This is a genomic window from Pseudoalteromonas sp. SA25 (assembly GCF_011378705.1).
GTDB lineage: Bacteria > Pseudomonadota > Gammaproteobacteria > Enterobacterales > Alteromonadaceae > Pseudoalteromonas > Pseudoalteromonas arctica.
This window is the reverse complement of sequence record NZ_WTKV01000004.1, coordinates 1-16,318: the sequence shown is the minus strand read 5'-3', so window position 1 is coordinate 16,318 and position 16,318 is coordinate 1. Positions and strand designations below refer to the sequence as shown.

Below are 16,318 nucleotides of genomic sequence, written 5' to 3'. Positions count from 1 at the left end.
GTTTAGCGTAACACCTCTTTAATAGTTAAACGCTGCAGATTTTGCCCAAAATACTCCAATAAGTAAAGGCGCAGGGGCTATATTTGCAAATTAAATAGCCACCCACTCATCATTGAGCTGTTTTTGAGCAGGTAAAAACTGAGTTTTGTACTTCATTTTGTCGCATTCATCAATTTGATAGCCCAAGTACACGTATTGCTTATTTTGCTCTTTAGCAAACTTTAGCTGCTCTAATATCATCACAGAGCCTAAACTATAGTGTTCAAAGTCGGGATCAAAAAAGGTATAAATTGCAGAAATAGCGCTATTCATACAATCAGTTACGGCAACTGCGACTAAAGTATCTTGGTGCCACAGTTCAATAAATGTGATCTTGAGCCAACTACAAAGCAAAAAACTTTGAAACTGTTCTTTTTCAGGAGGATACATACTTCCATCCTGATGACGCATCGTTATGTATTTACTATAGAGCGGATAATACTCAGGTCGCTCTTGCGTTGAATATTTTACCTCAAACTGTGTTTTTGCTTTGTTTAGTTTACGTTTTTGCGATTTTGAGGGCATAAAGTCTTGTGCTAATACACGTACAGAACTACATGCGCTGCATATTGGGCAGTGCGGACGGTATATTTGGTTACCACTGCGACGAAACCCTAAGCCTAATAATGACTCAAATTTGTCGGTGCTGTAGCAACTGGGATCAAGAATAACTAAAAGTTGCTCTTGTCTGTTGGGTAAATAACTACAGTCAAACTCTTGGGTTAAACCAACACGTGCAGGAAGTTGCTCATTCATAGATTGCGTCAAGTTCTTGTGGCTCCCACATAATAGGGTTAACAGTATAGTTATGTGCCGCTTTTAGTTTAGTCAAAAATGTGGAACGGGGGATTACTTGTGCACCCAGGGTCATTAAATAAGGGTTTTCTAACTGGCAATCAATAAAATGTGCATTATGGCGTTTAAGCCAATTTACCAGTGCCCACATAGCAAGCTTAGAGCAATTGGTTTGATGATGAAACATCGACTCGCCACAAAAAACACCATTTTGCATAATGCCGTATAAGCCACCTGCAAGTTCTCCGTTACTCCACACCTCTAAACTATGTGCAATGCCAGCATTGTGTGCATTAACGTAAGCGTCGAGCATGTCAGAGGTGATCCAGGTGCCATCGGTATCAAGGCGTTGATCGCGACAGGCTTCTATCACCTCTTCAAAGGCATTATTAATGGTTACTCTTACAGGGTGCTTTTTTAAATGCTTACGCAGGCTCTTACTTATATGAAAATCATTAAGCTCAAAAATGCCTCGCTCGCTGGGAGACCACCACATAATAGGCTCATCTTCACTAAACCAAGGGAATACTCCGCTTTTGTAGGCATTACTTAGGCGAGGTAAACTCAAATCTCCGCCAATTGCTAACAAGCCATCAGGGGATTCTAATGCGTATTCCGGATTGGGGAATGCTATATCGTTTTCGCTTAATTGGTATAGCTGATTTCTCATACAGTACTTATTTTATAATTGATCGTAAAAGTGTAACTATATTTTAGGCATAAAAAAAGGGCTGAATAATCAGCCCTATAATAATTTATTTAATTGCTTATAAATTATCTAAGAAACGCTCTGCATCAAGGGCAGCCATACAGCCTGTACCTGCTGATGTGATTGCTTGACGGTAAATGTGGTCTGACACATCACCTGCAGCAAAAACGCCTTCTACGCTTGTTTGAGTCGCGTTACCGTGAAGACCAGACTCTACAACTAAGTAGCCATCTTTCATTTCTAGTTGACCAACAAACATATCAGTATTTGGCTTGTGGCCAATAGCAATAAATACGCCAGCTAAATCTAGCTCTTCAGTTGCATCAGAGTGTGCATCTTTAATACGAACGCCGGTTACGCCCATTTGGTCGCCTAATACTTCGTCAAGCGTGCGGTTGTAATGCATTACAACGTTACCGTTTGCTGCTTTTTCAGCAAGGCGATCAGCAAGTATTTTTTCACTGCGGAAACTGTCACGACGATGAATAACATGTACTTCGTCAGCAATGTTAGATAAGTAAAGCGCTTCTTCAACCGCTGTATTACCACCACCAACAACCGCTACTTTTTGACCTTTATAGAAAAAACCGTCACACGTAGCACATGCCGAAACACCACGGCCTTGGAAATTAGTTTCAGACTCTAGGCCTAAGTATTTAGCAGAAGCACCCGTTGCAATGATTAATGCATCACATGTGTAAGTACCTTGGTCGCCAGTTAGTGTGAAAGGGCGCTTAGATACATCTACTTTATTGATGTGATCGAATATGATTTCAGTTTCAAAGCGCTCAGCGTGCTCTTTCATACGATCCATTAACGCAGGGCCTGTTAAACCGTGTGCATCACCAGGCCAGTTTTCAACTTCAGTTGTGGTTGTTAATTGGCCACCTTGTTGAATGCCTGTAATTAAAACAGGGTTTAAATTTGCACGTGCTGCATATACTGCGGCAGTATAACCAGCTGGGCCAGAGCCTAAAATTAGTAGCTTACAATGTTTTGCTTCAGTCATTATTTTTCCTAAACGTTTAATACGGTGTTCAATATGCTCATTAATGCGCTTGATTCTAAGAAAAACAAGGCAGATGTAAACAAAATCCGCGATTATTTTTTTTATCAAATCGAAAAGCTGTGCAGTATTGTGTACTAGAGCTCTGTGCTTTTACAGTTAAAATGCCTAAGTAGCTCAATAAATAGACTAACAGGCAACAAAACAGCGTTATTTCATGACCCCTTTGAATTTTTTTGTTATGTTTTACCTAATTTTATTTGTCACTGATAGATTATGTGACCTAAGCAAATAGGCAACTATGTTATTTTGGCAGGAAAAACCCGCATTCGGGTTGACTTCAAAAGACGTTAACGTCTTAACCAATGCGCAAGATTACCGAACGCAATTGCTACGCTTGATAGCGAACGCAAAAAAACGAATTTATATTACTGCGTTGTATTTACAAGATGACGAAGCAGGTCGCGAAATTTTAGAAGCGCTGCATCGTGTGTCATTGGCAAACCCCTCACTTGAGGTAAAAGTGCTGGTGGATTTTCATCGTGCGCAACGTGGATTAATTGGCGCTGATAAATCAGACGGTAACGCAAGTTTATATTGTGACGATTTAGAAAAGTTTAAATCGAACGTACAAGTTTATGGCGTACCTGTAAAAGCTAAAGAATTATTTGGCGTATTGCATTTAAAAGGTTTTGTAATTGACGACACCTTACTTTACAGCGGCGCAAGCTTAAATAACGTGTACTTGCAATACAACGAGCGCTACAGGCTCGATCGTTACTTTTTAATAACGCAGAGCGAACTGTGTGACTCAGTAGTTGATTTTATTGAAACAAAGCTACTTTCATCAGTGGCCGTGCCACGCATTGACACACGACCGCTTAAGCGTTTGCACGACTTTAAGCTTGATCAAAAGCAATTAATGCGTGATTTAAAAGTCGCAAGTTATAACGCAGCAGAGCAGCTAAATACACAAGCATTAGGTATTCGTTTGTTTTTAGGACTCGGGCGTCGTAATAACGAGTTAAATCGTTTAATAAAAGCGTTATTTGATACAACAGAGCAAGAGCTTGTGTTGTATACGCCATACTTCAATTTTCCGGCACCGCTTATGCGATCATTGCGCCGATTATTAAAGCAAGGCAAGCAAGTGACTATTGTTGTAGGCGATAAAACAGCAAATGACTTTTATTTACCGCCAAGCGAGCCGTTTAGTAAAATAGGGGCATTACCTTATTTATACGAAACTATTTTGCATAAATTTGTAAAAACGCAAAAGCGTCATATCGATAACGGTAATTTAAATGTGTACCTGTGGAAAGATGAAAGTAATTCGTTTCATTTAAAAGGTATTTGTTCAGATAGAACAAAGCATTTACTGAGCGGGCATAACTTAAATCCGCGTGCATGGGGTCTTGATATCGAAAACGGTATTTTAATAGAAGATCCAGAGCAAACAATTATGGATGCTATTGATAACGAAAAGCAGGAAATTTTACAACACTGCCGACGTTTAACAGGCCCAGCTGATTTAGAAACGATGGATGATTACCCGCAGCCAGTTAAAAAACTACTTGGCCAAGCTAAGCGCGTAAAAGTAGATTTTATAATTAAGCGTTTTATCTAAATAAGTTTATATAAATCTGAAATTTAAATACAAAAAAAGCAGCTAATTAGCTGCTTTTTTTATGGGTTGTAGTTAGGTAGTTACATTACTTAATACCAACCTAACTACAAAACGCTAAATTATGCGTTTTCTACCGCTGTGCGTGGGTCAACATATTCCATGTTGAACGCTTCTGCTACTTCTTTGTAAGTTACTTGGCCTTTAATTACGTTTAAGCCTTTTAAGAAGTGAGCGTCATCTAGTAACGCCTTTTTATAACCTTTGTTTGCAAGGTTAATGATGAAAGGCAATGTTGCATTGTTAAGTGCGAACGTAGATGTGCGTGGAACAGCACCAGGCATGTTAGCAACACAGTAGTGAACAACTTCATCAACGATGAAAGTAGGATCAGCATGCGTTGTTGCTTTAGAAGTAGCAATACAGCCACCTTGGTCGATTGCAACGTCAACAATTGCAGAACCAGGTTTCATTGCTTTAATGTGCTCAGCAGTTACTAGTTTAGGTGCAGCTGCACCTGGGATTAGTACGCCACCAATTACTAAATCAGCTTCTAGTACGTGTTTTTCTAGTGCATCAGCAGTTGAGTAAATAGCTTTTACTTTATTACCAAATTGCGCGTCTAGTGCACGTAATACGTCGATGTTACGGTCAAGAACGACAACTTCAGCACCAAGGCCAACAGCCATTTGCGCTGCACTACGACCAACCATGCCGCCGCCAATGATAACAACTTTAGCCGCTTCAACGCCTGGTACGCCACCTAGTAGCATGCCACGACCGTGGTTAGATTTTTCTAGCGCTTGTGCACCAGCTTGAATAGACATACGACCAGCAACTTCGCTCATAGGAGCAAGAAGCGGTAAACCACCGCGAGAGTCAGTTACAGTTTCGTATGCAATACAAATAGCTTTGCTTTTTACAAGGTCTTCAGTTTGTGGAAGATCAGGTGCAAGGTGTAAGTAAGTGAAAAGAATTTGGTCTTCACGTAACATTGCACGTTCAACAGCTTGTGGCTCTTTTACTTTTACAATCATGTCAGCTTTAGCGAAAACGTCAGCAGCAGTTGCTAAAATTTCAGCACCCGCTAGCGTGTAATCTTCGTTAGTAAAACCAATACCCATGCCTGCATCAGTTTCTACAATCACTTGATGACCGTGGTTTACTAATTCACGAACACTCGCAGGAACCATACCTACACGGTATTCATGGTTTTTAATTTCTTTAGGAACACCAATAATCATATCATTTGCCTTATTAAGAACGGATTAACATTTTTCACTATTATATTCATCATAAGCCCGTGTGTCTCACCTTTTTTAAAGTCAAATCTAGTGTTATCATCTATATAACAAAAATAAACAGCATAAAAAACTAGTTGGCACTATGCATCAGTTATTAGATAGAATTGACCGTAAAATTTTAATGGAATTACAGCACGATGGACGCCTTTCAAATGTTGAACTGGCCAGACGAGTTGGCCTAAGCGCCACGCCCTGTCTGGAGCGAGTGAAAAAGCTAGAACGAGAAGGCTACATACTTGGCTATAAAGCAGTGGTCGATCCAGCTAAGCTTGGGCAAGGTTTATCGGTGTATGTAGAAGTAACAATTACTAAAACATCTCCCGACGTATTTGATGAGTTTAGTGCGGCCGTTAAAAAGCACGAAGAAATTATCGAATGTCATTTAGTATCGGGTAATTTTGATTTTTTACTTAAAACGCGCGTAAATGATATGTCAGAATACCGTGGTGTATTAGGTGACATATTATTAAAATTGCCTAACGTTAGTGAAAGCCGAACTTATGTAGTAATGGAAGAAGTAAAAGGTGAAGAAGGCGTAATTATTCGTCCTTATATTACTTAAGGTTATTTATATTAGCTGCGTCATTTGCTTATATAAGCTCAAATTATAAAAACTTGTTCATAATCAGGCCATCAAGGTTAAGATAAAGTGCAACAAATTGCATTTCCTGCTAAGGTATTTCACTGCTAAGTAAGTGTGAATAAAAATAGAATAATAAAGAGGAATAGGGAACTATGCGCCTAAACGGTGTGCAAAGACTATTAGAAACAGGGCTGATTATCAGCACCTTTACGGCAATATTTATTTTATGTGCCTTGATCAGCTTTGATCCAGCAGATGCTGCATGGTCGCAAACTAGTTTTAGCGAAGTAAGCAACATCACAGGAGCAGCCGGTGCATGGATAGCCGACATTTTATTACTCACCTTTGGTTGGTTGGCTTACTTAGTGCCAGCGGCCATTCAGCTATTTGGCTACTTGCTATTTAAACAACCTCACCGCATTTTACAGCTTGATTACACCACCTTAGCGCTGCGTGTTATTGGTTTTGCTTTATTTATTACCTCAGCTACCGCTATTAGTAGTATCAATTTTGACGATATTTATAACTTTTCCTCTGGTGGGGTAGTGGGCGATGTTATTGCATCAGCCATGATGCCTGCGTTTAACTTTACCGGTACATCTATATTATTGCTGTGTTTCTTTTTTGCCGGGCTTACCTTATTAACAGGTGTATCGTGGGTTGATTTTGTAGATTACCTTGGCGATTTAATGGTTAGGTTTTACCGCTTTATTGTATCGTACGCAAAAGGTTGGATGCACCGAGAACACGCTGCGGGCAAAGCAAATAATCACGATGAAATAGACGCCCATTTTGAAGACGATATAAAAGAGCAAATAGAGCTGCCTACATCAGCTAAAAAAGCAGATAAACAAAAAGCAATTAATAAACCGCAAACGCCATTTAGCGAGCCACAAATTAGTGACGATTTTATGCCGTTTGACGAGCTTGACGACATACTCGATCAAGAAATTGGCTTTAGCGCCATAGACGACGAACCAATGGACACGGCCGCTGCGCTAAACGCGCTTGACCAAAGCCCAGTTGTAGAGCCAGAAAAACCAGTTACAACAGTTGTATCACCAGCAAGACCAATGCCTAAATCAAAAGCGCAATATCAACCACCGCCAACGGCTAAAGAAAAGTTTGAGCAATTATTAACGCAAGAACCACCACCGGGGCCATTACCGTCGCTCGATTTACTCGACAGACCGGACAAAGCTAAAAACCCAATTTCGCAAGAAGAGCTCGATACAGTATCGCGCCTAGTAGAGACAAAACTACTGGACTTTAACGTACAAGCTAAAGTTGTAGCGGTATACCCAGGCCCTGTTGTTACTCGCTTTGAGCTGGATTTAGCGCCAGGTATTAAAGTGTCAAAAATTACAGGTTTAGCAAAAGATTTAGCCCGTTCGCTTTCGGCAATTAGTGTGCGTGTTGTCGAAGTTATACCGGGTAAAACATATGTTGGTATTGAGCTTCCTAATAAACACCGCGAAATAGTACGTTTGTCAGAAGTAATAAACGCACCTAAATTCGAGCAAAATCCATCGCCACTTACCATGGTGCTAGGTAAAGATATTGCCGGTCAGCCGGTATGTGCTGATTTAGGTAAAATGCCACACTTACTGGTGGCCGGTACAACCGGTTCAGGTAAATCAGTGGGCGTTAATGTCATGATAGTAAGCTTGTTGTACAAATCGGGTCCTGACGATGTACGTATGATTATGATTGACCCTAAAATGCTTGAGCTATCAGTATACGAAGGCATTCCGCATTTATTGTGTGAAGTAGTCACCGACATGAAAGAAGCCGCTAACGCACTGCGTTGGTGTGTAGGCGAGATGGAACGTCGTTATAAATTAATGTCAGCATTGGGTGTGCGTAACTTAAAAGGTTACAACCAAAAAGTGCTTGAAGCCAATGAAGCGGGTTACCCGATTCTTGATCCATTATTTAAAGACACCGATGGCATGAAAGAAGGCCCAGATGAGCTAGGTAAGTTACCAAGTATTGTTGTAGTAATTGACGAGTTTGCCGACATGATGATGATTGTTGGTAAAAAAGTAGAAGAGCTGATTGCCCGCATAGCCCAAAAAGCACGTGCGGCAGGTATTCATTTAATACTGGCAACGCAGCGCCCTTCGGTAGATGTAATAACAGGTTTAATTAAAGCAAATATACCAACGCGTATGGCGTTTCAGGTGTCTAGTAAAATAGACTCGCGTACCATACTTGACCAACAAGGCGCAGAAAACTTACTAGGTATGGGCGATATGCTTTATTTACCACCAGGCACTAGTGTACCAGAGCGTGTACATGGCGCGTTTGTAGACGACCATGAAGTACACGCCGTAGTAAACGATTGGAAAGCGCGTGCTAAGCCAAATTACGTTGATGAAATACTCAATGGTGATGCCAGTGAAGATATTTTATTGCCAGGTGAAGCAAGCGAAAATGCAGACGAAGAGAACGATCCGTTATACGACGAAGCCGTGTCGTTTGTAATTGAAACCGGCAAGGTATCGGTATCGTCAGTGCAACGTAAACTACGTGTTGGCTATAACCGCGCAGCACGTTTAGTCGAACAAATGGAAACATCGGGTATCGTGAGTTCACCAGGTCATAATGGCGCTCGCGATGTATTAGTACCTAATGGAGCAAATTAATGAAAAAATTTAACGCCTTATTATTAGTGTTAGGCAGCGTACTTGCCGCACCAAGCTTTGCTGACGACAGCCAAGCATTACAAGACAGACTTGCCACTTTAAAAAGCTTTAAAGCGCAGTTTGCACAAAAAGTAACAGACAAAGAAGGCCAAGCTGTTATGCAAGGCGAGGGCACAATAGCGCTTCAACAGCCTATGATGATTCGCTGGCAGCAAACAAACCCAGACGATACATTGTTTGTATCAAACGGCGATAAAACCTATTACTTCGACAGTTTTGCTGAGCAAGTAACAATTATGAAAACCAGCAGCCTAATCGACTCAACACCATTTGTGCTACTTACATCAAAAGACCCAGCACAATGGGAAAAATACAGCGTACTTGCAACAAATACAGGCTTTAGCGTAACGCCAAATAAAGGCGTAGAAAGCCAAGTAGAACAACTTGATATAGCGTTTGCGGGTAACGAGCAAGGCCTTGCTAAACTAGTCGTTACCGACAACTCAGGGCAGCTATCGTCATTTACGTTTAACAATGCCCAGGTTAATACGCCGCTTGATAAAAGCACTTTTGAATTTACGCCTCCTGAAGGTGTTGAAATAGACGATCAGAGTAACGGTGAGTAATTTAGGATTTAATTTTGGGCCTGATGTACGGCCACTTGCTGCGCGTATGCGCCCCACAACACTTGACGAGTACATTGGTCAGCAACACTTATTAAGTGCTGATAAACCACTGCATCAAGCCATTGTTGCAGGGCGATGCCATAGTTTAATTTTATGGGGCCCGCCGGGTGTAGGTAAAACAACACTTGCGCAAATAATTGCCAACCATGCTGATGCCTCACTTATTCAAATGTCGGCGGTAACCGCAGGCGTAAAAGATATACGTGACAGCGTGACGAAAGCGCGCGATAACCTAGAAAGCCGTGGCCAACGCACGCTTATGTTTGTTGACGAGGTTCATCGCTTTAATAAGTCTCAGCAAGATGCTTTTTTACCGCACATAGAAGATGGCACCTTTATATTTGTAGGCGCAACCACCGAAAACCCCTCGTTTGCTCTTAATAACGCTATATTGTCGCGTGCGCGCGTGTATGTTTTAAAATCGCTTGCCGATACCGACTTATACACAGTTATTGAGCGTGCTCTTAAGCAAGATGAGCAACTAAACCAAAAAAACATAGTTATTGTCAATAACGCCAAACAGGCACTTTGCCAAGCAAGTGGCGGCGATGCGCGTAAAGTACTTAATTTACTTGAACAAGCGGTTGATTTAACAACCGAGCAAAACGGTCAATACAACGTAGATGAGCACGTACTTAGCCAAGTGCTACCAACACATTTAGCTAAATACGATAAAGGCGGCGATGAGTTTTACGATTTAATATCAGCCTTTCATAAATCAGTACGTGGTAGCTCTCCCGATGGTGCGCTGTATTGGTATTGCCGAATTTTAGCCGGTGGTGGCGACCCTTTGTATGTAGCACGGCGTTTACTTGCCATTGCAACAGAGGATATAGGTAACGCCGATCCGCGTGCGATGGAAGTGGCCTTAAATGCGTGGGATATATTTCAGCGAGTAGGCCCAGGCGAGGGTGAGCGCGCTATTGCACAAGCCACATTGTATTTAGCCAGTGCACCCAAAAGTAATGCAGTCTATATGGCGTTTAATCAAGCCAAAGCAGACGCTCAAAACGAGCCAAGTTACCCCGTGCCAGAGCATTTACGTAATGCCCCAACCAACTTAATGAAAGACTTAGGTTACGGCGCCGAGTATCGTTATGCGCATAACGAAGAAGGCGCATTTGCTGCAGGTGAAAAATACTTACCGCCAGAAATGGACGGTAAAGAATATTACTTACCGAGTGAACGCGGACTTGAACAAAAAATTAAACAAAAACTCGATTACCTAAAAGAGCGCGATGCGCAAAGCCCACTTAAACGATACGAAAATGATTAAACTTTATATGATGATCGCCCTTGGCGGAGCCTCAGGTGCATGTTTACGGTTTTTTATTAGCGAAAGCATGCTAAAACTCCTCGGTAGGGGATTCCCTTTTGGCACGTTGACGGTTAATATTCTGGGTTCATTGTTAATGGGCATTTTGTACGGTTTGATAGATAAAGAAATTATCACCGCAAGCCCCGCCAAAACTCTTATCGGTATTGGCTTTTTAGGTGCATTAACCACCTTTTCAACATTCTCAATGGACTCGTTGTTGTTGTTACAACAAGGTCACTTTATTAAAATGGCCCTCAATATCATCCTAAACGTGATGGTGTGTATTTTTATGGCTTGGCTGGGCCTTCAGCTAGTAATGCAAAAAGGTTAAAAAACTAACATGTTAGATTCTAAATTTTTACGTCAAGACATCGAACAAACTGCAGCACGTTTAGCGGCGCGCGGTTACGAACTCGATGTAGCGACGGTCACGGCACTTGAAGAAAAACGCAAAACATTACAAGTAAAAACGCAAGAACTTCAAAGTCAACGTAATGCAAGCGCAAAAGCAATTGGTCAAGCCAAAGCAAAAGGCGAAGACGCACAGCCACTACTTGATGCAGTGGCTAACTTAGGCAGTGAGCTAGACGCCGCTAAAACAGAGCAAGATGAAGTATTAGCTGCAATTAACGATATTGCTTTAGCAATTCCTAACTTGCCAGACGAGTCGGTACCAGCGGGTAAAGACGAAGACGACAACGTTGAAATTTTAACGTGGGGCACACCTAAAAAATTCGATTTCGAAGTTAAAGACCACGTAGATGTAGGGCAAGACCTAAACGGCTTAGACTTTGAAATGGGCGTTAAAATTAGTGGCGCACGCTTTACTGTAATGCGCGGCCAAGTAGCGCGTATGCACCGTGCACTAACGCAATTTATGCTAGATACACACGCTGATAAAAACGGCTATACAGAAATGTATGTACCGTACTTAGTAAATAGCGCAAGCCTTTACGGCACGAGCCAACTACCTAAATTTGCGGGCGATTTATTCCACACATTAGGCCTTGTAAATGACGACGGCGAACAACAGGCCGGCTTTAGCTTAATTCCTACAGCTGAAGTACCGCTTACAAACAGTGCCCGCGACGAAATTTACGACGAAAGCGCTTTACCAATTCGCTTAGTTGCCCACACGCCGTGCTTTAGAAGTGAAGCAGGCAGCTATGGTCGCGATACACGTGGCTTAATTCGTCAACACCAGTTTGATAAAGTTGAACTAGTACAACTTGTAAAACCAGAAGACTCAATGGCAACGCTTGAAGAGTTAACAGGTCACGCAGAGCAAATACTACAAGCACTTGACTTACCATACCGTAAAGTAATTTTATGTATGGGCGACATGGGCTTTGGTTCAGCTAAAACATACGATTTAGAAGTATGGTTACCAGCGCAAGACACATACCGCGAAATTTCATCATGTTCAAACATGGCTGATTTTCAGGCGCGTAGAATGCAAGCACGTTTTCGCCGTGAAGGTGTTAAAAAGCCAGAGTTACTACATACACTAAATGGTTCAGGCTTAGCCGTTGGCCGTACACTAGTAGCCATTCTAGAAAACTACCAACAAGCCGATGGCACAGTTGTAGTACCAGAAGTATTACGCCCATACATGGGTGGACTTGAAGTGATTGGTAAACAATAAAAATCAAGTTTAAGTTAAGCAAGCTTTAAGCTTGTAAATCTTAAGACGAAAGCCGCTGTTTGTAATAAACAGCGGCTTTTTTGTTGAGTAAAAATTTATATCGGTACTAATTTTTATCGACACATATAAATTTTACTTAAGTGGCGGTACTTTTAATGGCTAAGAAGTTACGAGCGATTTATCAATTTAAAATCTTTAGGTACCACAAATTTACTATCGCGAACGTCTTTCATTTCAACAGACTTTATTTCGTAAACATAGCGCACTACAGGATCTTTACGCCAGTGATCCATTACCATTTCTTTACCTTTATCCATTAGCCCACCAAGCAGTTGTGAACCAACTTCGTCTAATCCGGCGCTGTAATCAACAGGTTTACGTGCGGTTTTACAGGCTTTTAATTGTTGTTTCCATTCAAGTTTAACTGAAATTGGGTAGCCTTTAATAGTTGCTAATTTTTGGCCAATCTCACCAACGAACTGATTATCTTCGTTACTTATATCACCTGTAAATCCAGCAATAGCTTTATAGGCTTGCGCACCTAATAAGTTCATTAATGCATTGTCATCGCCAATAGCTTTAAGGTAGCTGTCTTGAAACTTCTCATGAACTTGTAATGCACGTTTAGTTTGTGCATTTTGTGTTGTGGTCCAAAAATCAAAAGTCACGATGTTTTTATCTTCTGCACCAGTTGTATCGTGATAACGAGTCGTCCAGTTAACAACGTACTGCTCTGTATCGAAGCCATTAATTATTCGGCTTTTTCCTGTTTTTTCTACAGCAAATGAATTCTCTTTCAAGTCAACACTACAACCAACTTCTTCGTATGTTTGATATTCTTCAGCATCTTCATCTTTTTCAAAAATGCTGTCAGTAAAACTTACTTCATCACAACCTGCCATAGGGCATTCGCTATATGTCTCGTCATCATAATCAATGTAATAGCTTTTATTTTTAGGGGAATCAAAAACACGAGACTTATCAGAATTTGCCCAGCGCATTAGCCAGCTATCAAATGTATTTATTTCATGGATAACTCGCTTAGATTCACGAGTTAGTACAGTTTGCTCTCCTGTGTAGTCAGGTACATATAAACCATTAATTGCATACTCAGCCTTGAGTACAGACGTTGAATTTAGTGGAGTTGTATCTTCTACTTTGGTACTAGCACATCCGGCAACAGCTAACGCCAATACGATGAGTGTAAATGATTGTTTCATCTTCAGTTCCTTCTTAATTAAATTTGTACGAATTGTAAACCAATTGATTTATTTGTAAATAACCGCAAGTAAAAATTGTGATCATTTTGGGGACGATTACTTGAGCTTAATTACGAAATACTTTTTAAAAAGAAAAGGAACAGATAATGGTGAAGCTTAAGAGATGCACATTCGTACAACGAAGAATAATAGTGACATATATGGACGCTCCCTTGAAGTCAAGACGAGCTAATGTATAAGCATCAAAATTGATGCCTTTATTCTATTATCACGTATCTCATATCACAGTAATGATGCGTCACAAGCTTGCTGAAAAGCAAAGGTACTGACATATATTCGAGCTATGGTGTCATGATTATCATGCGCCATGCTCCTAATGAGCTTCGTACCAAGGGACCTAAAAAACATTCACCCAAACGAGATTAAATCTCGTGTCTTTATCTGGTTAACCTTGGTTAGCGTGCGCTTTTTGTTTCATTATAAGTGAAGTACATACCGGATAAGCGTATGTTACGACTTAAGTGCCCAAACACCCACTCAGGTTTCAAAACCTATGTCATAACCAGGCTGTCTTAAGTCGTAAACTCGAGTGTGATTGGTGTGTAAAATACGCATAATTAAGCATCCTTCTGTGTATTTGCACAGGCTGAGGTGAGTAGAGAGTTTGCTTGGTCAGCAATATCCACATCAGTCGCGCCAATCTGTGTGCGGTGGCAACCACCACACAATTAAAGTGTTTTTTCTCGCGTAATTGATTTATCCACTGGCTTAACGCATCTGTTTTATGGTGGCTTCTGGCGATAATGGCGCGAGCACCATGAATAAGTTGTTTTCGTAGGTAACTGTTGCCGCGCTTAGTAATACCAGACATTTTACTTTTATCGCCTGACGCATATTGTTTAGGTGTTAATCCTAGCCACACACCGAGTTCTTTTGCGCTCTTAAATGCCTGACCGTTCCCGATTGACGCTGCATAGGCGGAGGCATTGAGTACACCCACGCCAGGAATGGAGTGAAGTATTTTAGCGTTTGTATCCCGTTCAACGTGTGCAGTAAGCATCGCTTCAATAGCTTTAATGCGTTTAACAAGGGTTTTGTACTCAGTGTAAATATCACTCACCATTGTGCGCAGTAGCGGGCGAAGCTCAAAATCACTTTCTAACGCAATGAGTCCTTGCTCTAATGCCTTTATACCGACAGGAAATACATACCCAAAATCGACCAATAAACCGCGTAATTGATTCGTTGCAGCAATGCGGTTTTGTAGCAGCCGTTCGCGTATTTTATGAAGCATGAGTATTTCTTGCTGGGCTTCAGTTTTAATTGGAACGAATTTAATATTAGGGCGTAAGCTTGCTTCATAGATAGCAAGCGCATCGTTACTGTCGTTTTTATTACCGCGAACAAAGGGAGTAACGTGTTGTGCAGGGATAAGGTCAACGGTATGACCGTAAGACGTAAAGACTCTCCCCCAATAGTGGGAAGAATAGCAGGCTTCCATCACGACGCGACACGGTGGGGTATTTGCCATGAAGGCGTTGAGTTTAGGTCTGTTTAAGCGTTTATTGCATTCTCTTTTGTGGTGATGATTAAAACCAGCGACTTGGAATACATTTTTTGCCAAGTCAATTGATAATGTGTTAATTTTCATGGTGGACGTTCCCTTTAACTGAGTGTGAGTTATAACCAGTTTGGCGCATTGACGCCGTTTTGGGGAGCGTCCATCTCATCACCCATCCTATTTTTTGCAGTTTAGTGAACTAAGTACTAGGCTTTTATCAGTGTAAAAAATAAGCAGGGTGTCTTATGGCAATTGCAAGAAAGCGCCAAGTAAGTTTGGTTGATACAAAGTACTATCACTGTATTTCACGTTGCGTGCGTCGTGCTTTTTTATGTGGGGAGGACCGTTTTACAGGCAAGTCTTATGAGCATCGACGAGGCTGGGTTGAAGATAAGTTGCTCGTATTAGCAAAAATATTTTGTATTGATGTATGTGCTTATGCCGTCATGAGTAATCATACCCATTTAGTATTGTATGTTGATGATAAGAAAGTGAATAGGCTAAATGATAAAGCGATTATTATTCGCTGGCATAAACTGTGTAAAGGCACATTGCTAACGCAAAAATATGTACAAGGTGAAAAGCTAAGTAAAGTTGAACTCATCTTTTTCAATCAAACGGTTAAGCAATACCGAGAGCGCTTATCAAGTATCAGTTGGTTTATGCGGTTGTTAAATGAAAACATTGCTCGCAGAGCAAATAAAGAAGATAACTGCACTGGCCGTTTTTGGGAGGGACGATTCACGTCTCAAGCATTATTAGATGAAGCAGCCCTTGCGGCCTGCATGGCGTATGTCGATTTAAACCCCATTAGAGCCAAAATGGCTAACACCCCAGAAGAGTCAGACCATACCAGCATCAAACAGCGTTTAACGTATGTAAAGGATGGCAAGCAACCAAAACAACTACTGCGCTTAGCAGGCATGCCACGTCAAATTATGCCAAAAGGGCTGCCTTTTGAGCTTAAATCGTACCTTGAACTTGTTGAGCTAACAGGGCGCTGTATACGAGAAGACAAACGTGGTTATATTGAAAGTACACACTTACCCTTACTCGAAAGAGTTAACATCTCCCCAGAAAACTGGTTAAAGCTCACCACACAATTTACACGTGTATTTCATGGTGCAGTCGGCAGGCCAGCCTCACAAGAAGGTTATTGTGAAAACTTAAACCGAAAGCG

14 protein-coding genes are annotated in these 16,318 nt (G+C 41.2%); 8 read left to right on the top strand and 6 right to left on the bottom strand.

Annotated features, from left to right (window positions below; all coding sequences use genetic code 11):
* Positions 1-90: 90 nt before the first annotated feature.
* From GQR45_RS04365 to trxB, 3 genes are all read right to left on the bottom strand, one after another.
* Entirely contained in the window at positions 91-795 is a 705-nt protein-coding gene (locus GQR45_RS04365; protein ID WP_010552618.1) for an arginyltransferase, read from the bottom strand.
* Positions 788-1,504, bottom strand: a complete 717-nt coding sequence (gene aat / locus GQR45_RS04360; protein WP_010552619.1) for a leucyl/phenylalanyl-tRNA--protein transferase — start codon at positions 1,502-1,504, stop codon at positions 788-790. The genes GQR45_RS04365 and aat overlap by 8 nt, the downstream gene beginning before the upstream one ends.
* 97 nt (positions 1,505-1,601) lie before the next feature.
* Positions 1,602-2,552, bottom strand: a complete 951-nt coding sequence (gene trxB, locus GQR45_RS04355) for a thioredoxin-disulfide reductase (protein ID WP_008168643.1) — start codon at positions 2,550-2,552, stop codon at positions 1,602-1,604.
* A 298-nt stretch (positions 2,553-2,850) separates the two neighbouring features.
* Here trxB and pssA point away from each other — a divergent pair, with 298 nt between their 5' ends.
* On the top strand, positions 2,851-4,176 hold the full coding sequence (gene pssA / locus GQR45_RS04350; RefSeq protein WP_165725217.1) for a CDP-diacylglycerol--serine O-phosphatidyltransferase: 1,326 nt from the start codon (positions 2,851-2,853) through the stop codon (positions 4,174-4,176).
* Positions 4,177-4,295: 119 nt separating this feature from the next.
* On the opposite strand, the gene ald is transcribed toward pssA, so the two are convergent.
* Positions 4,296-5,417, bottom strand: a complete 1,122-nt coding sequence (gene ald / locus GQR45_RS04345; protein WP_010552621.1) for an alanine dehydrogenase — start codon at positions 5,415-5,417, stop codon at positions 4,296-4,298.
* A 142-nt stretch (positions 5,418-5,559) separates the two neighbouring features.
* Here ald and lrp point away from each other — a divergent pair, with 142 nt between their 5' ends.
* The 6 genes from lrp to serS all read left to right on the top strand — a co-directional run bounded on the left by lrp (position 5,560) and on the right by serS (position 12,357).
* The gene (gene lrp, locus GQR45_RS04340; protein ID WP_007582985.1) at positions 5,560-6,039 is read left to right on the top strand and encodes a leucine-responsive transcriptional regulator Lrp; all 480 of its coding nucleotides are present in this window, start codon (positions 5,560-5,562) and stop codon (positions 6,037-6,039) included.
* 173 nt (positions 6,040-6,212) lie between these two features.
* The gene (locus GQR45_RS04335) at positions 6,213-8,708 is read left to right on the top strand and encodes a DNA translocase FtsK 4TM domain-containing protein (RefSeq protein ID WP_165725216.1); all 2,496 of its coding nucleotides are present in this window, start codon (positions 6,213-6,215) and stop codon (positions 8,706-8,708) included.
* A complete protein-coding gene (gene lolA / locus GQR45_RS04330; protein WP_007582981.1) occupies positions 8,708-9,334 on the top strand; it encodes an outer membrane lipoprotein chaperone LolA in 627 nt (208 codons plus the stop codon). The genes GQR45_RS04335 and lolA overlap by 1 nt, the downstream gene beginning before the upstream one ends.
* On the top strand, positions 9,327-10,670 hold the full coding sequence (locus tag GQR45_RS04325; protein ID WP_165725215.1) for a replication-associated recombination protein A: 1,344 nt from the start codon (positions 9,327-9,329) through the stop codon (positions 10,668-10,670). The genes lolA and GQR45_RS04325 overlap by 8 nt, the downstream gene beginning before the upstream one ends.
* A complete protein-coding gene (crcB, locus tag GQR45_RS04320) occupies positions 10,663-11,043 on the top strand; it encodes a fluoride efflux transporter CrcB (protein ID WP_021032117.1) in 381 nt (126 codons plus the stop codon). Before GQR45_RS04325 ends, crcB begins: the two co-directional genes overlap by 8 nt.
* Positions 11,044-11,052: 9 nt before the next feature.
* Complete coding sequence (gene serS, locus GQR45_RS04315) at positions 11,053-12,357, top strand: serine--tRNA ligase (RefSeq protein ID WP_024599043.1); 1,305 nt, start codon at positions 11,053-11,055, stop codon at positions 12,355-12,357.
* A 167-nt stretch (positions 12,358-12,524) separates the two neighbouring features.
* Here serS and GQR45_RS04310 read toward each other — a convergent pair whose 3' ends face one another.
* Both GQR45_RS04310 and GQR45_RS04305 read right to left on the bottom strand, forming a co-directional pair.
* Positions 12,525-13,577 carry a hypothetical protein gene (locus GQR45_RS04310; protein WP_165725214.1) on the bottom strand — a complete coding sequence of 351 codons (1,053 nt, stop codon included), beginning with the start codon at positions 13,575-13,577 and terminating at the stop codon, positions 12,525-12,527.
* A 556-nt stretch (positions 13,578-14,133) separates the two neighbouring features.
* Complete coding sequence (locus GQR45_RS04305) at positions 14,134-15,228, bottom strand: IS110 family transposase (protein ID WP_240920131.1); 1,095 nt, start codon at positions 15,226-15,228, stop codon at positions 14,134-14,136.
* 155 nt (positions 15,229-15,383) lie between these two features.
* On the opposite strand from GQR45_RS04305, the gene GQR45_RS04300 reads away from it, so the two are divergent.
* Positions 15,384-16,318, top strand: a 935-nt coding sequence (locus GQR45_RS04300) for a transposase (RefSeq protein ID WP_165725213.1), incomplete at its 3' end; no start/stop codon positions are given.

Coding starts and splice junctions, on each gene's coding strand:
- lolA (WP_007582981.1), top strand. CDS start 8,708: ATGAAAAAATTTAACGCCTTATTATTAGTGTTAGGCAGCGTACTTGCC.
- crcB (WP_021032117.1), top strand. CDS start 10,663: ATGATTAAACTTTATATGATGATCGCCCTTGGCGGAGCCTCAGGTGCA.
- serS (WP_024599043.1), top strand. CDS start 11,053: ATGTTAGATTCTAAATTTTTACGTCAAGACATCGAACAAACTGCAGCA.
- GQR45_RS04365 (WP_010552618.1), bottom strand. CDS start 795: ATGAATGAGCAACTTCCTGCACGTGTTGGTTTAACCCAAGAGTTTGAC.
- lrp (WP_007582985.1), top strand. CDS start 5,560: ATGCATCAGTTATTAGATAGAATTGACCGTAAAATTTTAATGGAATTA.
- trxB (WP_008168643.1), bottom strand. CDS start 2,552: ATGACTGAAGCAAAACATTGTAAGCTACTAATTTTAGGCTCTGGCCCA.
- GQR45_RS04310 (WP_165725214.1), bottom strand. CDS start 13,577: ATGAAACAATCATTTACACTCATCGTATTGGCGTTAGCTGTTGCCGGA.
- pssA (WP_165725217.1), top strand. CDS start 2,851: ATGTTATTTTGGCAGGAAAAACCCGCATTCGGGTTGACTTCAAAAGAC.
- aat (WP_010552619.1), bottom strand. CDS start 1,504: ATGAGAAATCAGCTATACCAATTAAGCGAAAACGATATAGCATTCCCC.
- GQR45_RS04305 (WP_240920131.1), bottom strand. CDS start 15,228: ATGAAAATTAACACATTATCAATTGACTTGGCAAAAAATGTATTCCAA.
- ald (WP_010552621.1), bottom strand. CDS start 5,417: ATGATTATTGGTGTTCCTAAAGAAATTAAAAACCATGAATACCGTGTA.
- GQR45_RS04335 (WP_165725216.1), top strand. CDS start 6,213: ATGCGCCTAAACGGTGTGCAAAGACTATTAGAAACAGGGCTGATTATC.